Below are 21,694 nucleotides of genomic sequence, written 5' to 3'. Positions count from 1 at the left end.
AACGAGTTATTTTGCACTTTTTGTTGTCAGCTTTTCTTCGAGTTCCTGAACTCTGTCGACTAATTGCTCTAATGTGAGCTGAGTCCAGGCGATACTTTCTGAGATTGCAGAATTAAAGCCTTTTTGAGGTCGAAAAAGCACTTTTCTCATAATTTCGAAGATCGGCAGTAAGAGCAGTGCAACAGTTCTTTTGAAAAACCCAAGTTGCTGGATTTTTTGACGCAACAAAATATCCGTGTGGATATTCAGCGTTCTGCCGAGCTCTTTCTCCCCACGCTGGTGGGACTGTTCCAGTCCACGCATTCCCCACCGATAGCGATCAATAAACAGCTGGTGAAATGCTGATAATCGATCTTCGTCTGTTTCTGTAGGTTTTGTTGCAAACTTTTGTGCCGAAGTGCGCGAAAATAAGTTTATAATTGGATATTTTTGTTGAATCAGATCGGCATTTGCAAGAATGGATTCCAGATCTGCTTTTTCCAATTCCCAGCCCATAACAGATGAGGATAAGCATTCGGCAGCCATGGGTTTCGGCGTTTCCTGTTCGTTGCACAAAGCACGAAAACTTCCCAGGAATTGCTCCTGAATTGCTTGTTCTGAAAAAAAGTTGTTGTATCGGGCTTTGCCCGCTTGAATCAGTTTGTTTCGCAAATCGGTGTTTGTTATCAGATGATTCAGCGAACTTGCAAAAAGTTCGGGTCGGAAGTCTTTCCACACCAGGCCAGCATCACCAACAGTCCCAGGAATTGCACTGCTGGCATAACTGACTAGTGGGCAGGCCAGAGCCATCGCTTCCACAGCGGGTACACAAAAGCCTTCATGTTCGCTCACCAGCATATAGGCAGTGGTATGGTTGTAATAGGTTTTCAGGGCTTCTGGGGACACAGAGCCTGTAAACACAACAGCACCAGCGATGCCCAGTGTGTTGATGGTATGACGCAACATTTCTCCATAAAGTGGCTGTTGCGGGTCTTCTTTTCCGATGATATGCAGCCGTGCGTTACGGTTAAACCAGTGGTAATAGACAGCGAATGCCTGCAACAGCATATCGTGCCCTTTATTTGGAACTAATCTGCCTACTGCCAGAAAATTGACCTCGCTTTTGCCAATCTCTTCCAGCGTGGCGGGATCATCTGTTAAATCGATGAGTTCTCCCACGACGTGAAAGGGTGGCACCACATGCGAATTGCTGGGGGGAACATCCAACGCCAGCAGCTCACTCTCATTAAACTGCGATGCTGGAAGGTATTTCGTCCCAGGTCGTGCAGCAAACTTGGCCAATTCGGTGCGTCCTACGTCGCACATGGCTGCCAGGTGGGCGTTGGTAGTTCGAAAATACTTACTGGGCGTGATATTGTGGTAGCGAATGATCAGTTTCGCCTTACTTTCCAAAAATGCATCCAGAAAATTCGGCCAAGCTAATGAAAGATGGTAAACGGCGACATTATTAGGATCTTCTAATAAATATTTCGCCTGATTCGGCCGTAATACTTTTTCTGAAACATTGGTGTAGTTCGCACACAGATGGGCATCATAGCCGGCGTGCGTCAAAGTGCGGAACATACCCAGAACATCGTTTCCCACCGCATCACGCTGGGTCAACGATTCTGTAAAGAGAATCACTTTCTTCATGAAGTAGTTTTATCGATCTCCATCAATTCTGGATATTCGGGATTTCCTTAAAGCCCTAGAAACAGTTGAATTCAGCACAGAGGAATCGAATTTAGCCCACTTTGATTGAGAACTCTGGCAAATGGTGAAATTCTCATGAAATCATTTCATTAAGGTACCCATGATTGATTCGTTGAAATAGCATCCACTGTCTGGAGAAAATACGATGCGCGTTCTTATCTGTTGTGTTTTGTTGGCACATTTTTTGAACTCGGTATCGGTGCGAGCAGCCGAATCTGCAGAATTGATCATACATCATGCCAACGTGCATACCGGAGATAAGCAAGTCCCCAGATGCACTGCTGTTGCAATTTCAAACGGAAAAATTCTGTCGGTTGGAAATTTTGATGAACTTAAAAAGTATGTCGGTAAGGAAACAAGATTGGTTGATGCCCAAACTAAATGGATTCTGCCTGGATTTATCGACGCGCATGCTCACCCACAACCGATTTATCCGGAATTCAGCAGGTGGTATGTGATTGATGCAGGACCTGACAATTGTGCGACATTGGAAGATCTGATTGCAGCCATCAAACGGAAAGCCAAACTGGTACCGCGTGGGCAGTGGATTCTCGGTAGGGGTTATCAGGAAACCAAACTCGGTCGACATCCCACGAAAATGGATCTTGATCTTGGCACTACGGATCACCCTGTTCTGATTACCCACTCCAGCGGCCACCTGGCTGTTTGCAATAGTGCGGCTCTCAAATCTGCTGGAATCTCTGCGAAATCACGCGATCCATCAGGTGGTGCCTTCGATCGGGACAAAAATGGGGAACCAACGGGGCTGCTGAAAGAAAGTGCCGTTGGATTGGTTCGGCGGGCCAATCCAGCTGGAGACAAGCCACCTGAAGACGAAGTAATTGCAGCCTACCGCACGTGTTTTAAACAATTTCTGGCCAAAGGAATTACATCAGTACATGTTGCCGGTATATCGCCGGATTCCGTGCAATTGATGCAGGCCGCACATAAGAAAGGCGCACCTATCCGTTTGATGTTCATGTTGCGAGAAAATTACCTCGATGAAGCAATTCGACTGAAGAAATCGATGGCGAACGATGAACTGAATTTCCGTTTTGGTTCAATCAAATTATTCCATGGGAATTCCCTGAGTGGGCAAACCTGCTGGCTTTCAAAGCCTTATGCTCATCGACCAGATTATTTTGGTATCCCTCCTGCAAGATCACAGGAAAGTTTAAACAAACTGATTCTTCGTATCCATCAGACGGGATTACAGGCCTGCGTACATGCCAATGGCGATCGCGAAATTTCGATGCTACTTGATGCCTACGAATATGTGCTCAAAGAAGTCCCTCGACAAAATCATCGACACCGAATTGAACATTGCAGTGTTGTCACTCAGAAAATCCTGGATCGAATCAAAGATCTGGAGTTGGTTGTTGCCCCGCACAGCTATGTGTACGAGCACGGTGACAAAATGGAAAACTACGGCGAGGCACGGTGGGACTGGATGCATGCCAATCGCAAAATGATCGACCAGGGGACGGTTGTGGCTGGTAATTCGGATTACCCAGTTAGTTCTGCGATACCGATGTTGCGTATTCACGATCTGGTAAATCGAACCAGCATCGAAGGGAAAGTGTATGGTCCTAAGCAAAAATGCACTGTAGAACAATCGATTCAAGCGTTTACTTTTGGCGGGGCGTATGCTGAATTCATGGAATCGAAGAAAGGAACAATTGCACCTGGGATGCTGGCAGACATGGTGGTTCTTGATGCCGATCCGATGAACACCCCAGCCAACAAATTAAAAGACATTCAGGTACTGCAAACTTTTGTTGGAGGAAAACAGGTTTATCCTGAAATCCAATAAGTGATGCGACAATCGACTTTATGAGAAGCTATTCATTTTTACTGAAGAGCAATCGTTCATTTCCAATGCAAATATCATCCCCAGGCTGGATCGTAGTGGGCTTGCGAACTCGTTCACCATTGAGTAGCGTGCCATTGCTGGATGCCATATCCACCAGTTCGCACCGCAGGTTACTGTGCACCACCACCACACAATGGTGCCGGGAAACGGCGTGATCGTTTATAACTATGTTGTTATCTTTTGACCTGCCGATCAAATTTTTTCCGATTCTTAGCCGAAATTTCCGATTGTGGGCGATCATTTTGAACGGATATTCGGTTGCTCCCAGGTGCGTATCGCTTGCAGAGTGTTCCTTATGAACATTCAACCCAAGCACAGTGGCCTGGCCCATCGATGCAGTGATGTACTGATCAATCGCATGCAGAAACGAATTTTTTGGCGAATGTTCCATGCTGATACTTAATTTCGTAGCCGATTGGACTCCAAACTCCCTAAATAACGAAAGAACCTCTAAGGAATTACCGTGCGTTTTTTCTCAACAGTTCGCTGGATTGGCTTCATTGAAGGAGTTTCCTTTCTCCTGCTTCTCATTTTTGCCATGCCACTGAAGTATCTTTTTCAGATCCCAATCTGGGTTACCATTATTGGTTCCGCCCACGGTGCCCTCTGGGTGGGGTACTTAATTATCCTGGCCTGGGCAAGTTTTCGGTTTCGCTGGCCACTTTCCGTGCTCATCTGGGGCACCATTGCGTCCATATTGCCTTTAGGCCCGTTTATGTTTGATCGCTACTACCTTGCTGCCAAAAACCTGCAGCAAAATTTACCAAGAAAGGATAACGAACCTAAACTCTCCAAGTGATCAGTGATTGATAATTAGTTTATTAATCAAATACTGATTCATTTACAATGTCGCTTCAGGATTCTAAAACGCCGGGGTGTGGGCGACATGGAAGTGAAGCAGACGTTACTTTGCTTCCATACCCCGGATCAGCCACCGATGGCTAATGAGATAACACGCACAGCTTTTGGAAGTTGGACACAAAAGTAGTAAAAAAATGCAAAAATTAACAAGAATGGATGGAATAGAGTTAGAAATAATATTCTTAACTTCTTTTCTTGTAAGTAGTTGTGACGATTATTTTGCTTCAGATTTATTTTGATCTTCAGTAAAATTAAATTCAGGATTTTCAATTTCTTTTGGCTTTCCGTACTTTTCCCGAAACTCCTGATGGGCAGTTTTCCCTTTCGTTTTTCCAATTCGATTCCCGAACACTTTGATCAGATTCCAGATGATCAGCATGATAACGACACCCATGACCATTACAATCCGTTCACCCTGGAATCGATGCTGGTATTGTGCTGGCATCCACCATGCGCGGGTCAACAGGCCAATCGAAATGACCACCCACAGAATTAACATGCCCATGTTTAAAACGCGAGGATTCATCCGTTTCGACCCCAAAGCTCTTCAACTTGTTACTCAGTTTAGCGAATCAGAAATAAGATGAACACAATTGCTTGCTACCGAAGACTATCTGACATTTAAGTAACTATCAGTGTTCCACGTGGAACATTTTCAATATTTGCACGAATGTCAGACCAAATTGGGGGTATTTCTGATGTTTTCTGCCATTTCGACTCTTGTGCTACTGCTGGCACAGGCACCTGTGAAAGAAATCCCGCTTTGGGATGGGGAGCCACCTGCATCTGTTGGTGGAATTGAAAAAAATCGTGCAACCGTTGCGGTGTATCAGCCGGAACCCAGCAAAGCCACTGGTGCTGCGGTTGTTGTTTGTCCAGGTGGTGGCTATGGTGGGCTGGCAATTGGTCACGAAGGGTTTGAAATTGCCAAATTTCTAAACGACCGTGGCATTGTTGCCGTTCTGTTGCGATATCGCACGGCAAGCCAACGTCCTACGCCATTGAAGATGGCCCCACTGTTGGATGCTCAACGTGCGATCCGCTGGACCAGAGCAAATGCAACTCAGTACGGAATCAAGGCCGACAAAATTGGCATCTGGGGCTTCTCTGCAGGGGGACACCTCGCAAGTACCGCATCGACCCACTTCGATGAAGGGAACAAAGAGGCAAAGGATCCCGTCGATCAGGTGAGTTGCCGCCCAGATTTTTCAATTCTGAGTTATCCCGTCATCACGATGAACAAAGAAGTGACCCACGGTGGAAGCAAAAGAAATCTTTTAGGAGAATCTCCCACGGAAGAAGAAGTGGCCTATTTTTCAAATGAATTGCACGTCACTGCAAAAACACCACCCACATTTTTGTTTCATACCCACGAAGACAAAGTTGTGCTGCCGGAAAATGCCATTCTGTATTACCTGGCGTTGAAAAAAGCGGGCGTTCCAGCAGAGATTCATCTGTACGAAAAAGGACCACACGGTGTGGGACTCAGTCAGAACCCCAAAGGCAGCCCCGCAGCACAATATTCGAAAAGCTGGCCTGGGATGCTTGAAAACTGGCTGAAACTAAGGCAATTGATTCCGTAATAGATTTCGAACGGAAATGCCTGCTCAGTAAATACTTGCGGCTATTTTGCTGATGTGCTGCAATGCTGTTCGTGCGGCAGCGTCGGGATCGTCGGTGTAGGGATAAAGCTCAATCGTTACCCAACCACTGTATGCAATATCCTTCACAGCTTGCAGCACGCTTGCGAAATCAATGGCACCTGTTCCAGGTACCAGGTGGTGATGCACCCGCGTTTCTGCGATATCTTCCAGATGGATGTGGTGCACATGCTTTGCAAGTTTCTTCAGCGAATCTGCTGGATCTTCCCCGACGCAGTACTGATGGCCGATATCAAAGTTCAGACCGAAGTAAGGCGAATTGAAATGACTCATTAATTCTTCTGCTTGCGGCGTGGTTTCAATCAATAAGCCAGGTTCGGGCTCCACCAGCAGCATTACCTGTTCATTTTCTGCATGTTCTACAACTGGTTTGAGTGTTTCCACAAAGTCAGCAAGTTTTTCCTGCCAGCTTTCCCCTGGTGCTACCGGTCCACCAGGTTCAGTTGTAATACATTTTGCTCCTAACGCACGGGCCATGGTTAAGGCACGCTTGGTATGATTGACCCGCACACTCCTGTAGTTAGGGTCTGGCTCGAGCCATGATGGAAACCAGTAAAGTTGCCTGGGATCGGAGATAGCGTGCATCATAAAGGCATTAATATTAGAAATTTCTAATATGTTACTCGCTAATGCCTGTTTCAGAGCGTCCAACTGCTCGGGTAACATGTATGCTGGCCAGGCGTGGGGCACATCGGCCATGATTTCCACTGCAGCATAGCCGATATTGGCTAATCGAGTGACCGCATCGCTAAACGAATAGCGCAAGTAAGCATTGGTGCTGAAGGCCAGTTTCATCTGTTTATCCGGAAAGGTAATTGAAACCATGGGCGTTACCAGGCGAACTTTCTGATTACGAGTTCGCTGGCTGAGTCTGTGAATATTGCCATAATTCGTTCAGTTGTTCAAAAAAGTTCTGTTTTTTGGTGCCGATCGGGCTTTTAAAGAATGAGGCAAGGTAGGTAAGTGGTCCCACTTCCTGCCGCCGTTGGGCGTGCAGTGCCAGCCTAGCCAGATCGATCACCAAGGGGGCGGCCAGAATCGAGTCACACCCTTGCCATGTGAACTGCATCATCATCCGAGTGCCCAGAAAGCCTTCGAAGTGGATGTGATCCCATGCGGTTTTCCAATCGGACAACGATTCCACATATTCGATGCCCACCAGCGATTGTGGTCGGTAGCCCAGAATATCGGACAGTACCTGGTCTTTGGATGTAATTTTGGTGGCCTTGTTGGCGGGGTCGTTCAGCACAAAGCCATCCCCACCACCCAGAATGTTGAAGCCCGCCCAACTGAGCACTTTCAGGTTTCGTGCAGCGAACATCGGTGCCAGTACGGTTTTCAGTAAGGTTTCGCCAGTTTTTCCGTCCTGACCTGACAGTGGGATTCCTTTTTCACGCGCCAGTTCTTCAATGGCTGGGCAAGAACTGCCCAACGATGGAGTAAAATTGACATACGGACAGCCTGCTTCGATCGCTGCAAAGGCATAAATACTGCTCGTAGGTAAGACTTCTTTCGACTTTTCGGACAGTCTGGCTCGCAGTTGCGAAAGCGATTTCAAATGATCGTGCGTAGGGAAGGGGGGCTCCGTTGAAGCTGTATTGACCACCACCACCTGATCTAATTGGTGGGTCGTGCGAAAAGCGGTGATATCTGCCCGAATCTTTTCGATTGCTTCCGCAGGTGTGGCACATTGTATTGTCGATTGTACTTCAGACAGCGATTCAATCTTGGCATCAGCGTTCAGCACCGTTCCTGGGCATACATTTTCTGTCCATTTGGCAAGTATTTCGCTGTTTTCCGTAAGCAAATTGCCAGAAAACATCCCCGCTTGCTGATGTAATTTCTGGGCAGTCGAAACAAAGCAACCCTGGTGGATGTCGTGGCCTCCCACGACAAAAGCTTCTGGTTGATCCAGATTTAACTTTTCAAACCAGCCATTCTCCGTTACCAGACCCACCCGTGATTGCTGTTCCTGACGCATGGCAGCCAGCCCCACAGCTGTGGTGGTGGCCACGCTACCCCAGGCGCCGATCAGCCAGATACCAACTCTACGATTATTTTTCATCAGGCTGCTACTCAGTAAATTTACTTTCCAGTGGTGTTCCAGACATCATCGACGCAGGTGTAGCGTTGCAAATCACTCGCCAAACGGTGGGTAATGTTACAAATTAAGGAATTTCACCAGAAATGGCGAATTACCCAAGCGAATAATGAACAAACTTTAATTGCCAGCGTTTGGTTTGGGTGGGACAGGAACACGAAGCGGTTTGAGTTGGATATTCCGGAAACGGATTTCAAAGGCACCACCCGAGTGCAGTTGCAAAGCAAAAATCCCACGTTTGGACCCTGCTGGATCTTCCAGGTCGACACATACTTTGCCATTGATTTTGGTGATAATCTTGTTGCCATCGGCAATAATTTCATAGCGATTCCAATCATTCACCTTCACAAGGCTGGAATGATCTTTATCCCAAAGCAGAGCGCGGCCATGTTCTTCGTACAGTTTTCCCCACCATCCTTTGCCAATATCTGCCTGATAGCCTTTGACATCCCCACCTGGAATGAGGTTGCTGCGGAATTGTACCCCGCTGTTTCCGGCATCGGGTGCCAGTTTGACTTCCATTTCCAGATGAAAATCGGTGGCGATAAAGTCACTCACGAAAAATTCATTTTTCTTCAGACCTGGCGATCGGCCCACCAATTCCTGATTTTCTACGCTCCAGCGGGTGCCTGATTGCTGCCATCCCTGCAAATTGTTCCCGTTGAAGAACTCTTTGGCATTCACTTCATTCAGAAGCATCGGGACCTGCTGATTGTGGCGTAAATATGCCACCAGGTCGCGAATTTCATCTGGCTGGAAGGTTTTCATCTGATCTGCGGGCATCATCGAAACCTTGCTGGGTTTCTGGCTAAGAACATCTTCTTTGGCAATTACCAGTAATTCGGTGGCGGTCTGTACTCGATAAGCTTTGGGTGTTTCTTCCCGAATAAAGCCACTGATATTTCGACCATCGAGCAATTCAAAATTCGTGGGGATATATTCTTTCTGAATAACCGCACTGGGTGAAAAGATATTTTCCAGCAGGTAATCCAGATTGCTGCGGTTGCTGCCGGTAATATCGGGCCCAATTTTCCCACCCAGGCCGTAAAGGGTGTGGCACTGCTGGCAGGTTTTGTGGAACAGACTGCGACCATTTTCCAGATCCCCCGCAGGGTTTTTGGTCAATTCTGTCTTCCAGTGAGCAATTTCTTTGGCAATCTGTTCTGGTGTTGTTTGGATGGTGCCCCAGAACTGGTTTAACTTCTGAACAATTGAATTGTCATTGTATTGTCTGAGTGTTTGAATTATTTCTGCATTTAATTCAGTTGCGGGAATCATTTTTGCATCAACTGCAGCCACCAGTTCTTTGGCGTAGGTTAATCGGCTGGATAGTACATTCAAAGCAATCCGCTTTTCATCGAGATTGAGTTGTGGCCAGACGGAGAGGAGTTTTTCCGGTGTCTCCACATGGGCAAAACTGCCCAACGCCTGAATCACCTCAAGCCGGATTGCAGGTTCTGCAAGCAATTCCTGCAGAACTGGCACTGAGGGCTCGTCTTTGGCCTGTCGAAGTGCCTGCAACGCAGTCATTCGGATCTCTTTTCCTAACTTCTTATCTGACAGAATCTTACGGAGTTGCAACATCGATTCCTGATCGCCGAATTTGGCAGCCAGGGCGATGGTGCCCGTACGCACATTAGCTTGTTCGCTAGTGGAAAGTTTGGCAAAGAAACCTTTCCATGCAGGTGGGGCTTTCAAATTGCGATTGCCCACCAGAGCAGTATTTAATGCATCAACAATTGATTGATGAACTATTGGCGAATCAAATTGTTGGGCAATTTTAAGAATCGTGTCGATTTCATCAGGTTTCCCACTGCTGGCTACCTTGCGGACCACAAATGCTAGGTGCTGTGGGTGAACTGATTGGCTTGCAATCTGGAGTGCCGAGCTGAGGTGTTGGTTTGTCAATGGCTCCAGTGCGTACCACAACAACAATGGCAGGTTGTGGTCTGTCTTGTCTTCTAGATGGAGCACTAATTCCTGAAGAATGGGAATTATTTGTTTGTCGGAAAGTCTTTGCAGAGCAGAAGTTAAGTACAATCGGACAACGGGAGAGGGGTCTTCTTTTGCTAATTTTGTGAAAATCTGAACGGTTTCTTCAGGTAGTGTTGTTGGTAATTCTGTTGACAACTGAATCACCCATGCACGGACGATTGCCTCTGGTGATTTGATAATTTGCTGCAAATCACTCTGGGTCAACAATCCTGTGCGGTGTAACGCCCACAATGCCCGCAGTTTGGTGCGGGTGCTATTGGTTTTGTTCAACAGTTTATTCAATTCATTAATTACAACAGGTGAAAATTTTTTCTGTTCCAGTGAGGTGCGTTCCTGCAGTAAACGGCTTGCCATTCGCACATACCATTCATTGGGATGGGTCAACAATTGAACCAATTGCAAGTCGTCATACTTTGTAATATCTGCTGGCTCCTTGTAAGGGTTCTTGGTGCCATAAGATACCTTGAAAATTCGCCCATTGGTGCGGTCCCAGATTGCTGGATTGTTGTGGTGACAGGCTTGTTTGTCGTACCAGTCGATCCAGTACATGTTGCCATCTGGCCCATAAATCATGTCAATCAGCCGGCTATAGGCGTCATTTGTCAGCAGGAAATCCGGAGATCGATCGGCACTGTAACCCGAACCAGTGGCGGTAAGCGCATCCACATTAATACGATGGCCGTGAATGTTCCCCATAAAGGCCTGATCGTGGTATTTTTTCGGCCAACTACCCCCTTGATAGAGCATTAAGCCACAGTGGGCATGCCCGCCACCAACAGAATCTGATTTGTTGTTTCCAGAGTGTGGTGTGGCACCCAGATAGTGGCGATGCTTGGCAATGGTTTTAATATCGTCGAAGGTGTAAGGATTGAAGTGCTGCCCACCTTGACGGTGGTAGCGAGCACCCTGAATCATGTGCCACATGTGGGGAATGACACACGCTTCGATGAAAAACTGTCCATTCTCATTAAAATCCAGCCCCCAGGGATTACTGGTGCCGTGGCAAAATACCTCAAATTCATGCCTGGTAGGGTGGTAACGCCAAATCCCTGCATTGATCCGTTTCCGCTCGCTGTCTGGTGCACCGGGTTTGCCGACATTGCTGTGGGTGAATACGCCATGGCAGCCATACAACCAGCCATCTGGACCCCACAAAAAGCTGTTCAGGGTTTCGTGGGTGTCCTGCAGGCCCCAGCCATCGAGTAGAATTTGCGGTTCTGCATCTGGCACATCATCTTGATTTTTGTCTGGAATAAAGCAGAAGTAGGGTGCGGCACCAATGTAAACGCCGCCAAAGCCAGTTTCGATCCCAGTAACAAAATTCAGCCCTTCCATGAAGACAGTGCGTTTATCATGGACACCATCCTGGTTGGTATCTTCAAAAATGAGAATTCTGTCACCTTTTTTTCGTTCTTCCGGTGGCAGCACCACACCTTGATGTGGGTGGCGTTTAGGATACAGGTAACACTCCACCACCCACAACCGGCCTTTGGCATCGAAACAGCACGCAATTGGTTGGTGAACATCCGGCTCACCCGCAAACAACTGAACCCGAAAACCCTCTGGAACCGTCATCACACCTGGGGCATCTTTGGGGGCAAGACCCGCGTGGGCGTATTCATCAGGCTTTAATGCACCTTTGCGAATTGGCACGATTGGTTTCGTCTGGTGGAAGCGGAAATCATCGAAATTCACATGTCCCCAGTGTCCGGAATGTTTGTCTACCACCTGGATATAGATTTTTTTGTTCTGATGTTTAGTTAAGTCAACAAGAACGCGTTCCAGATTCTCAGATTCGGTGCCGGAGGCTCGAAAAATCAGTTTGGAGGATTCGGCATCGATAATTTCTACACATGTGTTGACATGCGGCCCACCACCAACCAGAAAAGTTGCCCAAGGGTGGGTCACTTTGAACGCAATACTGCGTAAAGTTCCCTTCGGCATATCCTGGGCAATTTCATACCCGCCGATCCAATATTTGCCCTGATGTCCGCTGGCCATATCAGGACGACGTTTTTTCACGGTATCACCCTGAATGGGCTGTTTCAGGAAAGCAGTTCCTTCGATAGTCCAATCTTTAAGGTTACCAGTTTCAAAATCCAGATTCAGAGGTGCCCCACGGTCATCGATGGGTAGAACACCCATGTCTTTTTGCCCAAACACGGGCAGAATAAATGAAAAAAGAATGAGAAGAGAGAGGTGTAGCTTCATTGTTTCACCACAAAAGTTGAATGAAGAAATACAGTACCAAACTTTTTCGAAAAGATCGACGAAGAATTGGACTCGAAAGAAAAAAGAGAAAAATGGTCGTTTTGGCCGTTTTTTCGCCTGGAGCCACTTGATTAATCTTTCTGGTTCGCGTTAGAATAACTATGTGTATATTTGAATACACTGGAGAACGACAATCGCTGAAAATCGCTATCTCAGTACTGCTCAAGTAGCAACTGCCCTCGGCGTGGGGATCACCACGGTCAAACGCTGGGTGGATGAGGGCGTATTACCAGCTCACAAAACTGCAGGCGGTCATCGTAAGTTATTGTATCAGGATGTGTTACGACTGATCCGCTCTCGAAATCTGCCCCACAATGATTTGTCGGTCTTTCCTGAAGTAACCGAACAGAAACAGGTATCTGTACAGGAACTGATCGATCAGATCAGTGTGGCTGTATTTGCTGGCCAACAGGAACAAATTGCGGAATGTCTCCACCGTGCATTGGAATCTGGTCTTTCATTTTCCCAGGTGGCGGACGAAATCATCAGCCCCACCATGGAAAAAGTGGGTACTGGTTGGGAGAAAGGCAAAATATCGGTCATGCAGGAACATCGTGCCACACAGGCAGTGACAGCCAGTTTATTTCAATTAGAGAAAAAATTAGAACGCCCATTATCCAGTTCGATTCCCACCGCCTGTGGTGGGGCACCGGAAACCGATCCCACCGCTTTGCCAAGTTTGATGGCCAAGTTGTTGCTGTTGGATGAGGGCTGGAATGCGGTGAATCTTGGCCCACACACTCCTGTTGAGGCCTACTTTAGTGCGATGAATGAATTGAAGCCCAAACTGATCTGGATTGCTGCTAACCACATTTCCGACCACAATAAATTGGTTGATGACACCAATGAAATTTGTTCAGAAGCTGCATCTCGTGGTATTTCTGTGATCTATGGTGGCAGAGCTTTTGGCAATAAGGATATCCAGGGCCGTATCCGTTTTGGTACCTATGGGGCTGGAATGTCCGAGCTTTCTCTGCATGCAAAACGAATTTTCAAACGCACCAAAAGAAGTTCAATGGGCAGCGAAATGACAGAAAGCCCGTTTGAATCTGAAGCAGACAGCTAGATTATCCTTCGACTTTCGCCATAATTGAGTTATGATTGCTTAAGAAGTTGTTGGATCGAAATTTCCATGTCTGATGCGAACAAGAATTCTGCTAACGATCGATCCGAGCCGATACACCCTTCAACTTCATTAATCCCCACAATTCCAGAGAACAAACAGCCAACCTCTATTGCAGAAACCCAGCAACTAAATGCTGGTTCAACTGGTTTTGAAATTCCGAAATCAAGAGAGACTGTGCGTATAGAACGTTTTGCGGGCTATCGCCTGATCAAGGAATTAGGTTCCGGAGGGATGGGGGTCGTCTTTGAGGCCGAAGATGAGAAATTGAAGCGAGTGGTGGCTCTAAAGATATTGCGGGGCGATCTGGGTGATCAACTCGCTGCTAAACGGCGTTTTCAGCGTGAGGCAGAAGCTACGGCGGCGGTCAAGAATCCCCACATCGTTACAATTTATCAGGTTGGTGAAGAAAACGATTTGCCTTTCATCGCAATGGAAAGACTGTTTGGCGAAACGTTGGAAGAACGCCTGAATCGTGTAAAAAAACTCCCCCTCGCTGAAGCAGTTGAAATTGGCAGGCAAATTGCTGTTGGGCTGGATGCTGCCCATTGTGCGGGGTTAATTCATCGGGATGTCAAGCCTTCTAATATATGGTTGGAGGCTGGAACCAATCAGGTGAAGATTCTTGATTTTGGACTGGCTTTCGCCACTGGCAGCGAACATTTAACCGGATCTGGCTTCATCATTGGCACACCAAATTACATGTCCCCGGAACAGGCCCGTGGGGAAGAATTAGACTTCCGATCCGACCTTTTTAGCCTGGGAACCATCCTCTATTATGCTGTAACCGGCGACAAACCGTTTGATGCCCCCACTGCAGTCAGCATTATGACCAGTCTTGAAAATAGAACACCAGTGCGACTCACAGCACGCGATCACTCAGTTACCGCCCCATTTTCGAATCTGGTTTCAGAATTGATGTCAAAAAGTATTGAGCATCGTCCCAAATCGGCAAAAGAAGTGGCGGATCGGCTGGGTCGGCGGGAAATGCTTATTCCAAATTATTTACCTACGGTGCCAGAAGAACCTTCTGTTACCAGCCAACCTACATTGCCTCCGACCAGGCCAAAGTTTGTGGCCAACGCCCGCAAGGAACCCACAACAAGTATGTTTAGTGGGTTGTTGATGGTTCTTGCAACTGCCTTTGTGGTAGTGGTATGTTACTTATACTTCTGGGTATGGAACAAAGGGCAGTTGGTGATCGAATCCAACTATGCAAACACCGAAATTGAGGTCTGGTCAGGTAGCCAACTCTTAGGGGTAGCTACAAATGAGAAGCCTCTCATTCTTCAGTCTGGGAAATACGATTTACAACTTCGGAAACCGCTGACAGGCTATTATTTGGCACCGAGTCAGGTAATCATCGAACGCGATGGCGAAGTAGTAGCGAAATTGATTAAGAAAAACTAATCTATTTGACAATTTCCACGTGAATTTTGCCTTGAATTAAGCTGATTTGATAGAGATGGTTCTCTATTTCAGGTGGGTGAACCACACGGACTGTTGTAGTCAATGGTGGGTTGGTTTGCGTTGTGATACGAAAAATCCGCACCTGACCTGGCTTCCCGGCTGCATCCCGCAATAACTCGTTTTTGTAAAGCACCTTCGGGCGGTTGAATTGAACACTTTCTCCCACCTGAAAACTCTCTTGAACAATCACTTTTTGCGAAGAACCATTACGAAACCCCAGCCATCCGGCCAATCCCACCGCATGAGAAGCGTGCAATAAAGCAAGAACGATCAGTAGTCGAATGATGCACATGGTCAAATATTCATCAGATTGTTTTCAAGGTTAGTTCAGTGGTAAGGATGAGGAAAATCCCAACACTTGCAGAAAAAAATTGAAAAAAAATCAAAAATATGTGAAATAAAATACAGTTGTGTGCGTCTTATATGTGTACTTAAAGCCACTTATTGTGAGAAACTGGCTTACTTGGGAGTTATGTATGTTTTGCAAAGATCGAAAAGCTTTTGGATGTGGCGATCCCGATCTGGATTTCGAATCGAGCTGCGTTCAGCAGAATCCTTATAACGTTTCAGCCAGTAGATGGTGTTATCCCAACTGTCACTATTCATTTTGGGATTGCGAAGTTCCGCTCGGAATGCTCTTTCCAGCACCGTCTGGGTAAGAAGGTAATTCAGTTCCACCAGGTAATCATCGCTTTCTCTGCGTAACAACGCATTGATCAACAACGATTGTTTTCGTGGGTCAGCACGCAGCCGGTCGAGTTCATTCTTAGCTTTTGCTGCTTCAGACTCATCAGAATTCCGCAATCGCTGATATGTGGCGTCCGCTTTGGTTACCGCAGTCAGCCAGGCTTCATAATCATTTAGATCTTTTTCGGTTTTCGCCTGATCATAGCCGTTGGAGCGTGCGGTTTCTGTCAGTGTGCGTAATTCGGAAAGCACTGAAGTAGCATCGCGGAAAGATCCATTCAGGATCTGCTGCCGGGGAGATTCTTCCGAATAATAGAGTCGGAAATAGATCCCCTGGTGGGCCAGGGCAATTTGTTCCCGCACATATTGGTTGTTGACTTTCAGGTCTGGCACAGGATAGGGGAACAACTGTGTGCGTGCTGCCAGCATCGGTGAAAGATTGGTGGCTGCATCAATAGGTTCCTGAATGTTGTAACGGATTGTCAGTTGCGAAGGAGCATATTGATCGTTTTCTACAGCCCAACGCTGGTGCTTTGTAATCAATTGCGGATGCGACTTAATCAAGGCATCAATCGTTGCTATTTGTGCAGGCAGATCAATAAATAGCGAGCATTGTTTCTGTTGGGAAAATTGAGTTTCCAGCCACTTCATTTTGGATGAATATGCAACAGGTGCGTCGCTGTGATATGCAATCCAGTTGGGGGGTGTGCTTGCGGTAACTGTTGCAAAAGCTTTTGGATCTTCCGCCAGTTTAGAAAGTGGTACTGGATTGCCCGAACTTCCCAGCACCTGTCCGTTGCGGAAATCGACCACAAATGCTTCTTGATCGACCAGGACCAGCAATGCATCAATCTTTCCGAGCACAGGTGGTACAGAAAACTGGCTACTGGGTTTCCAGGCAGGTGTTGTTTTCAGCTTGGAATCTGCAAGGAAAAACACCCCATAGCCCATCGATTGAAAAGTGACCTGATACAGCTTTGCCAGTGAAAGTTCATTGCCCAGGCCGAACAGCAAAGTATCCGATGCTGCCGTAGGCACCGGGAAATTCGAACGGAGGTAAACCATGCGGTTCAACCAGGAAGTAATCTGAGCCAGTTTCGCTGGTGCGGAAAGTTTGGCTATTTCCAGTGCTGCAATACTGTTGCGGATGCGAATTCTTTCCAGGATGAAAAAGGCATCGTTGGGTGCAAAAGATTGACGCGAACATTCTTCAATTTCTTGCGGCGAGAGACCCGCTTTCACGAGAGATTGTTTTGCTGCTTCCGTTAATTCTGGCCTTTTACCAACTTCTGTATTGTCCGAGTCAAATTGGTTCAGGACAGTACGGATTTGTTCCGTGTTCGTAGCTTTCTGAAGTTCGTCCAGGCTGTCGGTACCAGATTGTTGATTGTTCTGGGAATCGGTTGCAACATACTCAGGCGGTTTCGACCCGCACCCAATGCAGAAAGCCATGAATGCCACAGTTAACAGGACTCGCATGTATGAAATGAACGACATCAGACGATCCCCCGAGCTAGCAGTGTGGCATGGATTTCGGTACATGTTTGTATCAGTTCTGTTAGTTGACTTAATGGAATCATATTCGGGCCATCGCTCAGTGCAGCATCCGGGTCAGGGTGTGTTTCCAGAAAGATGCCGTTGCACCCTGCAGCAGTGGCTGCACGTGCCAGAAAAGGGACCATCGTGCGGTCGCCACCTGTGCGATTGCCCTGACTGGCAGGTGATTGCACACTATGGGTGGCATCAAAAACAACGGGATAACCAATATCCTGCATCTGTGGTATCGCCCGCATATCGTTAATCAGGTTGCCATACCCAAAAGTAGTGCCACGTTCAGTAAACAAGATTCGATTGTTTCCGGTTTCCAGAACTTTCGAAGCCACGTTGGCCATTTCACGAGGGGCCATGAATTGGCCTTTCTTGACGTTGACCACCTTGCCCGTTTGACCGGCTGCCAGGAGAAGATCTGTTTGTCGTGCCAGAAAAGCAGGTATCTGAATAATATCCACCACATCGCCAACGGCAGAAGCTTGTTGGGTTTCATGGACGTCAGTGGTTATTGCCAGACCGGTACGATGCCGCACGCGATCCAGAATCGATAGGCCATCTGCCAGACCCGGCCCGCGATATGAAGAACCGGAAGACCGGTTAGCCTTATCGAAAGATGCTTTGAAAATGATCTGTATGTTCAGTTGGTGCTTCAATTCTAGAAGATAGTCTGCCACTTGAAAGGCCAGATCTTCCGATTCGATGACGCACGGCCCGAGAATCCAGAGCAGGTCTTGCCCGCGACCAATCTGACTTTCGCCAATAGATACCAGGTTCATTCCAGAAACCAAAAAGTTAGAAGTAGGAGATATTATCGGCAGAATCAGATCTACTTCAATCGAAATCAACAACACTTGTAAATTACGTTCTGAGAGGTAAACGAGTTCAATCTGGGAAGAGTCAATAAATACAAAACGTTGAAAAAATAGCCAGAAAAGATATAAGATTAGTACCAATCCAATTGTAATTCTGTTAGTTGATTGTCCAGTCAACTATTCCCATTCAACAATAACAAGGTAGTCATTAGAATGTTGGATAATTCTCAAAATACAACCACCTCACAAACAGGCACCAGCAAACAGTGGTTTCAGGATGCAGTCATCTATCAACTGCACGTGCGAGCATTTTACGATTCCAACGGTGATGGCATTGGCGATTTCCCGGGTCTGACGGAAAAGCTGGACTACATTCAGAACCTGGGTGTTACAACAATCTGGCTATTGCCGTTCTTTGTATCGCCCCTGCGGGATGATGGTTACGACATCGCCGATTACACGAAAGTGCATCCCAGCTATGGGACAATTGAGGATTTTGAGCAGTTCCTTGCCGAGGCCCACGCTCGAAATTTGCGGGTAATTACCGAGATGGTAATGAATCACACTTCCGACCAACATGAATGGTTCCAGAAATCAAGAAGTGCGAAACCAGGAGATTTCTGGCGTGATTTTTATGTCTGGAGTGATACTGAAGAAAAATACCAGCAAGCGAGGATAATTTTTCAGGATTTTGAACGATCTAACTGGACCTGGGATCATCAGGCACAGGCGTATTACTGGCACCGTTTTTACCACCATCAGCCTGATCTGAATTTCGACTACCCGCCAGTGCACGATGCGATTCTTGGCGTGCTGGATTTCTGGTTGAGTCGTGGGGTGGATGGAATTCGCCTGGATGCAGTGCCTTACTTATACGAGCGGGAAGGTACGAATTGTGAGAATCTGCCGGAAACTCATGCGTTTTTGAAGAAAGTGCGTGCACATGTGGATGCGAATTACACGGACCGGATGTTGCTGGCAGAGGCGAACCAATGGCCGGAAGATGCTGCCGCTTATTTTGGGGATGGTGATGAATGCCATATGAATTTCCATTTCCCGCTGATGCCCAGACTTTTCATGGCGATTGAGCGAGAAGATCGCTTTCCAATCATCGATATTCTCGATCAGACCCCCGCTATTCCAGAAAATTGCCAGTGGGGCATTTTTCTAAGAAATCACGATGAATTAACGCTGGAAATGGTAACCGATGAAGAGCGAGATTACATGTATCGGGCGTATGCGGATGATCCACGTGCTCGTGTGAACCTGGGCATTCGTAGGCGCCTTGGCCCACTGTTAAAAGATAATCGCCGCAAGATGGAGTTGATGAACGCGCTATTGCTTTCATTACCAGGTACACCCGTGATTTATTATGGTGATGAAATTGCGATGGGGGATAATATTTTTCTGGGCGACCGGGATGGGGTACGCACCCCGATGCAGTGGAATGAAGATCGGAATGCAGGATTTTCGCGGGCGAATCCACAAAAATTGTACTTGCCAGTCAGCATTGACGCGGCATACCATTACGCGTCTCGAAATGTGGAAGTCGATCTGCGTCGCCCCCACTCCATGCTATGGTGGATGCGTCGACTGATTGCATTACGGAAACAGCACCCAGTTTTCGGCACAGGCAGCATTACGATTCTGACGCCAGATAACCATAAAGTGCTTGCTTTTCTGCGTGAAAATGAGAACGAAACAATATTAGGTGTGTTTAATCTTTCGAGGTTTGTACAGTACACGGAGCTCCACCTAAGCCAGTTTCGCGGTTATCGCCCAGTAGAATTGCTTGGGAAACAACCCTTCCCACCGATTGGTGAGTTGCCATATTTTCTCACAATGGGGCCATATGCGTTTTATTGGTTCCGCCTCGATCAGCAAAGCAGTAACCAGTTAAAACATGATTCTGCGTTAATCGAAATTAAACTCACTGATAATATTGACAACTTGTTTGAAAACAAACATCGACAACAATTAGAAAATGCTTTGCAGCAGTTCGTAGTAGCACAAGCATGGTACCCCAGCCATCATAAAACAATTCAGCGATTGCAGGTCATTGATGTAATCTCGTTGAAGATTGTGGGTGATTCAAGTGTAGTGATCAATGAGCCAAGGTCGCCATCGCCGGAATTCTTCAGAATACTCATGATTTCTATTGATTATCGGGATTACGATACACAACTTGTAGTTTGTCCATTGGTTTTTGCGAACGATTTATTAAGTACCGATATACTGGGAGATCGGCCAAATGCTGCAGCGATGAAAGTTGCCTTGGCTTCTGGCGAATCTTTTACGTTGTGTGATGCTACCAGAGAAGCTACTTTTTGGCGATATATTGACCCAGCCTATTTGCCTGTTGTCGCGTTGCACGCGATGTCTGGAAAAATTCAATTAACTGCACTAGCAAGCTCAGATCCCGCAAATGATCCAATGGATGTGACGTTTCCCTTGGGAGCCCAACGCAACGCCCATGCATTGGTCGGTCATTCACATGCCATCAAATTGTATCGTATCACCGATTTTGGCATCAATCCTGAATGGGAATTGGGGCGAATGATTGCTGATTCTCCTATCTCCAATCAGGTTTCCAGAGTCTACAACTCCTATCAATACGAGCAGTCAAGTAGCAAAAAACCAATCACATTGGTTATTTTTCAACAATATTATGATCATCAGGGGAATTGCTGGAACAATGCTTTTGACGAATTGCAAAGATATATCGAAAGAATCGAATCAGAATGTCCGCAGCCACCCACAGTTGAGGCGTTGCCTGGGGTTTGCTTGAATCCAGATCTTTTAAATCTGCAGCCACCTGATGATGTATGGACCGTAATTGGTCCATACATGGCTTACGGCACTTTATTAGGCCAACGCACAGCGCAACTCCACTTATTCCTGTCAACAATCAACCAGGATGCTTTTCATCCAGAACCATTTAATAAACTATCCCAACGCAGCTATTACCAGTCTGTACGCGGGATCACAAAATCAGTTGTCCAGCAATTGCAGAAAATACTCCCTACCTTACCTGAACAGGATCGGATATTCGCCAGTCAGGTACTTGCACTGGAACATAAAATTTTAGATCGGTTTCAAATTTTGAACCAGGAAGAGTTTCATGCAAAACGAATTCGATTACATGGCGATTATCAGTTAGAACAAATATTATTTACAGGGAAAGATTTTGTTATCATCGATTTTGAAGGAAATCCCGATTTAACGATTGGTCAACGCCGTATTAAATCAACTCCTCTGCGTGATGTCGCTACTTTGCTGCATTCGTTATACACTGTTACCCATGTATCATTAAAAGAATCGGTAACAACAGTTTCGGTCGATACGCTTGGCGACTATCGCCGACCATGGCTGGAAGCATGGTGCCTGTGGCTTTCGAAATCTTTTGTTCAGGGATATATTCAGGAAATGCAAGGGACTGACCTGTTACCTGCAGATTTAGATCAGCTTTGTAATTTGCTTCATATTTGCCAACTGGAAATTGCACTGAGAACGCTACAAAAAGAATTGGAGATATCTGGAGAACAGATATCTTTAAATATCATTCGCATTACTCAATTAATGCAATAATTTACTTGT

The 21,694-nt window shown here is 46.6% G+C and carries 15 protein-coding genes; 6 read left to right on the top strand and 9 right to left on the bottom strand.

What is annotated here, in order from left to right; genetic code table 11:
* Nucleotides 1-6 precede the first annotated feature (6 nt).
* On the bottom strand, nt 7-1,632 hold the full coding sequence (locus tag R3B84_06845; GenBank protein ID MEZ6140270.1) for a glycosyltransferase family 4 protein: 1,626 nt from the start codon (nt 1,630-1,632) through the stop codon (nt 7-9).
* A 421-nt stretch (nt 1,633-2,053) separates the two neighbouring features.
* Between R3B84_06845 and R3B84_06840 the strand changes: the two genes are divergently transcribed.
* Nucleotides 2,054-3,505, top strand: a complete 1,452-nt coding sequence (locus R3B84_06840) for an amidohydrolase (GenBank protein MEZ6140269.1) — start codon at nt 2,054-2,056, stop codon at nt 3,503-3,505.
* A 28-nt stretch (nt 3,506-3,533) separates the two neighbouring features.
* Here R3B84_06840 and R3B84_06835 read toward each other — a convergent pair whose 3' ends face one another.
* The gene (locus R3B84_06835; GenBank protein ID MEZ6140268.1) at nt 3,534-3,956 is read right to left on the bottom strand and encodes an FHA domain-containing protein; all 423 of its coding nucleotides are present in this window, start codon (nt 3,954-3,956) and stop codon (nt 3,534-3,536) included.
* Nucleotides 3,957-4,028: 72 nt separating this feature from the next.
* Between R3B84_06835 and R3B84_06830 the strand changes: the two genes are divergently transcribed.
* On the top strand, nt 4,029-4,364 hold the full coding sequence (locus tag R3B84_06830; GenBank protein MEZ6140267.1) for a DUF3817 domain-containing protein: 336 nt from the start codon (nt 4,029-4,031) through the stop codon (nt 4,362-4,364).
* 276 nt (nt 4,365-4,640) lie between these two features.
* Here R3B84_06830 and R3B84_06825 read toward each other — a convergent pair whose 3' ends face one another.
* Nucleotides 4,641-4,952: a hypothetical protein gene (locus tag R3B84_06825; GenBank protein MEZ6140266.1), complete on the bottom strand. Its 312-nt coding sequence runs from the start codon at nt 4,950-4,952 to the stop codon at nt 4,641-4,643.
* 172 nt (nt 4,953-5,124) lie between these two features.
* Between R3B84_06825 and R3B84_06820 the strand changes: the two genes are divergently transcribed.
* Nucleotides 5,125-6,009 carry an alpha/beta hydrolase gene (locus R3B84_06820; GenBank protein ID MEZ6140265.1) on the top strand — a complete coding sequence of 295 codons (885 nt, stop codon included), beginning with the start codon at nt 5,125-5,127 and terminating at the stop codon, nt 6,007-6,009.
* A gap of 24 nt (nt 6,010-6,033) precedes the next feature.
* On the opposite strand, the gene R3B84_06815 is transcribed toward R3B84_06820, so the two are convergent.
* From R3B84_06815 to R3B84_06805, 3 genes are all read right to left on the bottom strand, one after another.
* On the bottom strand, nt 6,034-6,912 hold the full coding sequence (locus R3B84_06815; GenBank protein ID MEZ6140264.1) for a sugar phosphate isomerase/epimerase family protein: 879 nt from the start codon (nt 6,910-6,912) through the stop codon (nt 6,034-6,036).
* A 25-nt stretch (nt 6,913-6,937) separates the two neighbouring features.
* Nucleotides 6,938-8,152, bottom strand: coding sequence for an inositol-3-phosphate synthase (locus R3B84_06810; GenBank protein ID MEZ6140263.1), 1,215 nt, complete (start codon nt 8,150-8,152; stop codon nt 6,938-6,940).
* Nucleotides 8,153-8,308: 156 nt separating this feature from the next.
* Nucleotides 8,309-12,394 (bottom strand): family 16 glycoside hydrolase, encoded by a 4,086-nt coding sequence (locus tag R3B84_06805; protein ID MEZ6140262.1) that lies wholly within the window; start codon nt 12,392-12,394, stop codon nt 8,309-8,311.
* 175 nt (nt 12,395-12,569) lie between these two features.
* Here R3B84_06805 and R3B84_06800 point away from each other — a divergent pair, with 175 nt between their 5' ends.
* Together R3B84_06800 and R3B84_06795 are read left to right on the top strand one after the other, a co-directional pair.
* The gene (locus tag R3B84_06800) at nt 12,570-13,520 is read left to right on the top strand and encodes a B12-binding domain-containing protein (protein ID MEZ6140261.1); all 951 of its coding nucleotides are present in this window, start codon (nt 12,570-12,572) and stop codon (nt 13,518-13,520) included.
* 234 nt (nt 13,521-13,754) lie between these two features.
* On the top strand, nt 13,755-14,987 hold the full coding sequence (locus tag R3B84_06795) for a serine/threonine-protein kinase (protein ID MEZ6140260.1): 1,233 nt from the start codon (nt 13,755-13,757) through the stop codon (nt 14,985-14,987).
* A 1-nt stretch (nt 14,988) separates the two neighbouring features.
* Here R3B84_06795 and R3B84_06790 read toward each other — a convergent pair whose 3' ends face one another.
* From R3B84_06790 to kdsA, 3 genes are all read right to left on the bottom strand, one after another.
* Nucleotides 14,989-15,339: a hypothetical protein gene (locus R3B84_06790; GenBank protein ID MEZ6140259.1), complete on the bottom strand. Its 351-nt coding sequence runs from the start codon at nt 15,337-15,339 to the stop codon at nt 14,989-14,991.
* A gap of 167 nt (nt 15,340-15,506) precedes the next feature.
* Nucleotides 15,507-17,231: a hypothetical protein gene (locus R3B84_06785; GenBank protein MEZ6140258.1), complete on the bottom strand. Its 1,725-nt coding sequence runs from the start codon at nt 17,229-17,231 to the stop codon at nt 15,507-15,509.
* The gene (gene kdsA, locus R3B84_06780) at nt 17,231-18,061 is read right to left on the bottom strand and encodes a 3-deoxy-8-phosphooctulonate synthase (GenBank protein ID MEZ6140257.1); all 831 of its coding nucleotides are present in this window, start codon (nt 18,059-18,061) and stop codon (nt 17,231-17,233) included. Before kdsA ends, R3B84_06785 begins: the two co-directional genes overlap by 1 nt.
* A 249-nt stretch (nt 18,062-18,310) precedes the next feature.
* Here kdsA and treS point away from each other — a divergent pair, with 249 nt between their 5' ends.
* Entirely contained in the window at nt 18,311-21,685 is a 3,375-nt protein-coding gene (gene treS, locus R3B84_06775) for a maltose alpha-D-glucosyltransferase (protein MEZ6140256.1), read from the top strand.
* Nucleotides 21,686-21,694 lie beyond the last annotated feature (9 nt).

Source organism: Zavarzinella sp. (assembly GCA_041399155.1).
Taxonomy (GTDB): domain Bacteria; phylum Planctomycetota; class Planctomycetia; order Gemmatales; family Gemmataceae; genus JAWKTI01.
Note: the sequence above shows the minus strand (reverse complement) of the source record. Positions and strands in the feature narration are given on the sequence as shown.

Coding starts and splice junctions, on each gene's coding strand:
- kdsA (MEZ6140257.1), bottom strand. CDS start 18,061: ATGAACCTGGTATCTATTGGCGAAAGTCAGATTGGTCGCGGGCAAGAC.
- R3B84_06835 (MEZ6140268.1), bottom strand. CDS start 3,956: ATGGAACATTCGCCAAAAAATTCGTTTCTGCATGCGATTGATCAGTAC.
- R3B84_06790 (MEZ6140259.1), bottom strand. CDS start 15,339: ATGTGCATCATTCGACTACTGATCGTTCTTGCTTTATTGCACGCTTCT.
- R3B84_06785 (MEZ6140258.1), bottom strand. CDS start 17,231: ATGTCGTTCATTTCATACATGCGAGTCCTGTTAACTGTGGCATTCATG.
- R3B84_06825 (MEZ6140266.1), bottom strand. CDS start 4,952: ATGAATCCTCGCGTTTTAAACATGGGCATGTTAATTCTGTGGGTGGTC.
- R3B84_06805 (MEZ6140262.1), bottom strand. CDS start 12,394: ATGAAGCTACACCTCTCTCTTCTCATTCTTTTTTCATTTATTCTGCCC.
- R3B84_06845 (MEZ6140270.1), bottom strand. CDS start 1,632: ATGAAGAAAGTGATTCTCTTTACAGAATCGTTGACCCAGCGTGATGCG.
- treS (MEZ6140256.1), top strand. CDS start 18,311: ATGTTGGATAATTCTCAAAATACAACCACCTCACAAACAGGCACCAGC.
- R3B84_06815 (MEZ6140264.1), bottom strand. CDS start 6,912: ATGGTTTCAATTACCTTTCCGGATAAACAGATGAAACTGGCCTTCAGC.
- R3B84_06820 (MEZ6140265.1), top strand. CDS start 5,125: ATGTTTTCTGCCATTTCGACTCTTGTGCTACTGCTGGCACAGGCACCT.
- R3B84_06810 (MEZ6140263.1), bottom strand. CDS start 8,152: ATGAAAAATAATCGTAGAGTTGGTATCTGGCTGATCGGCGCCTGGGGT.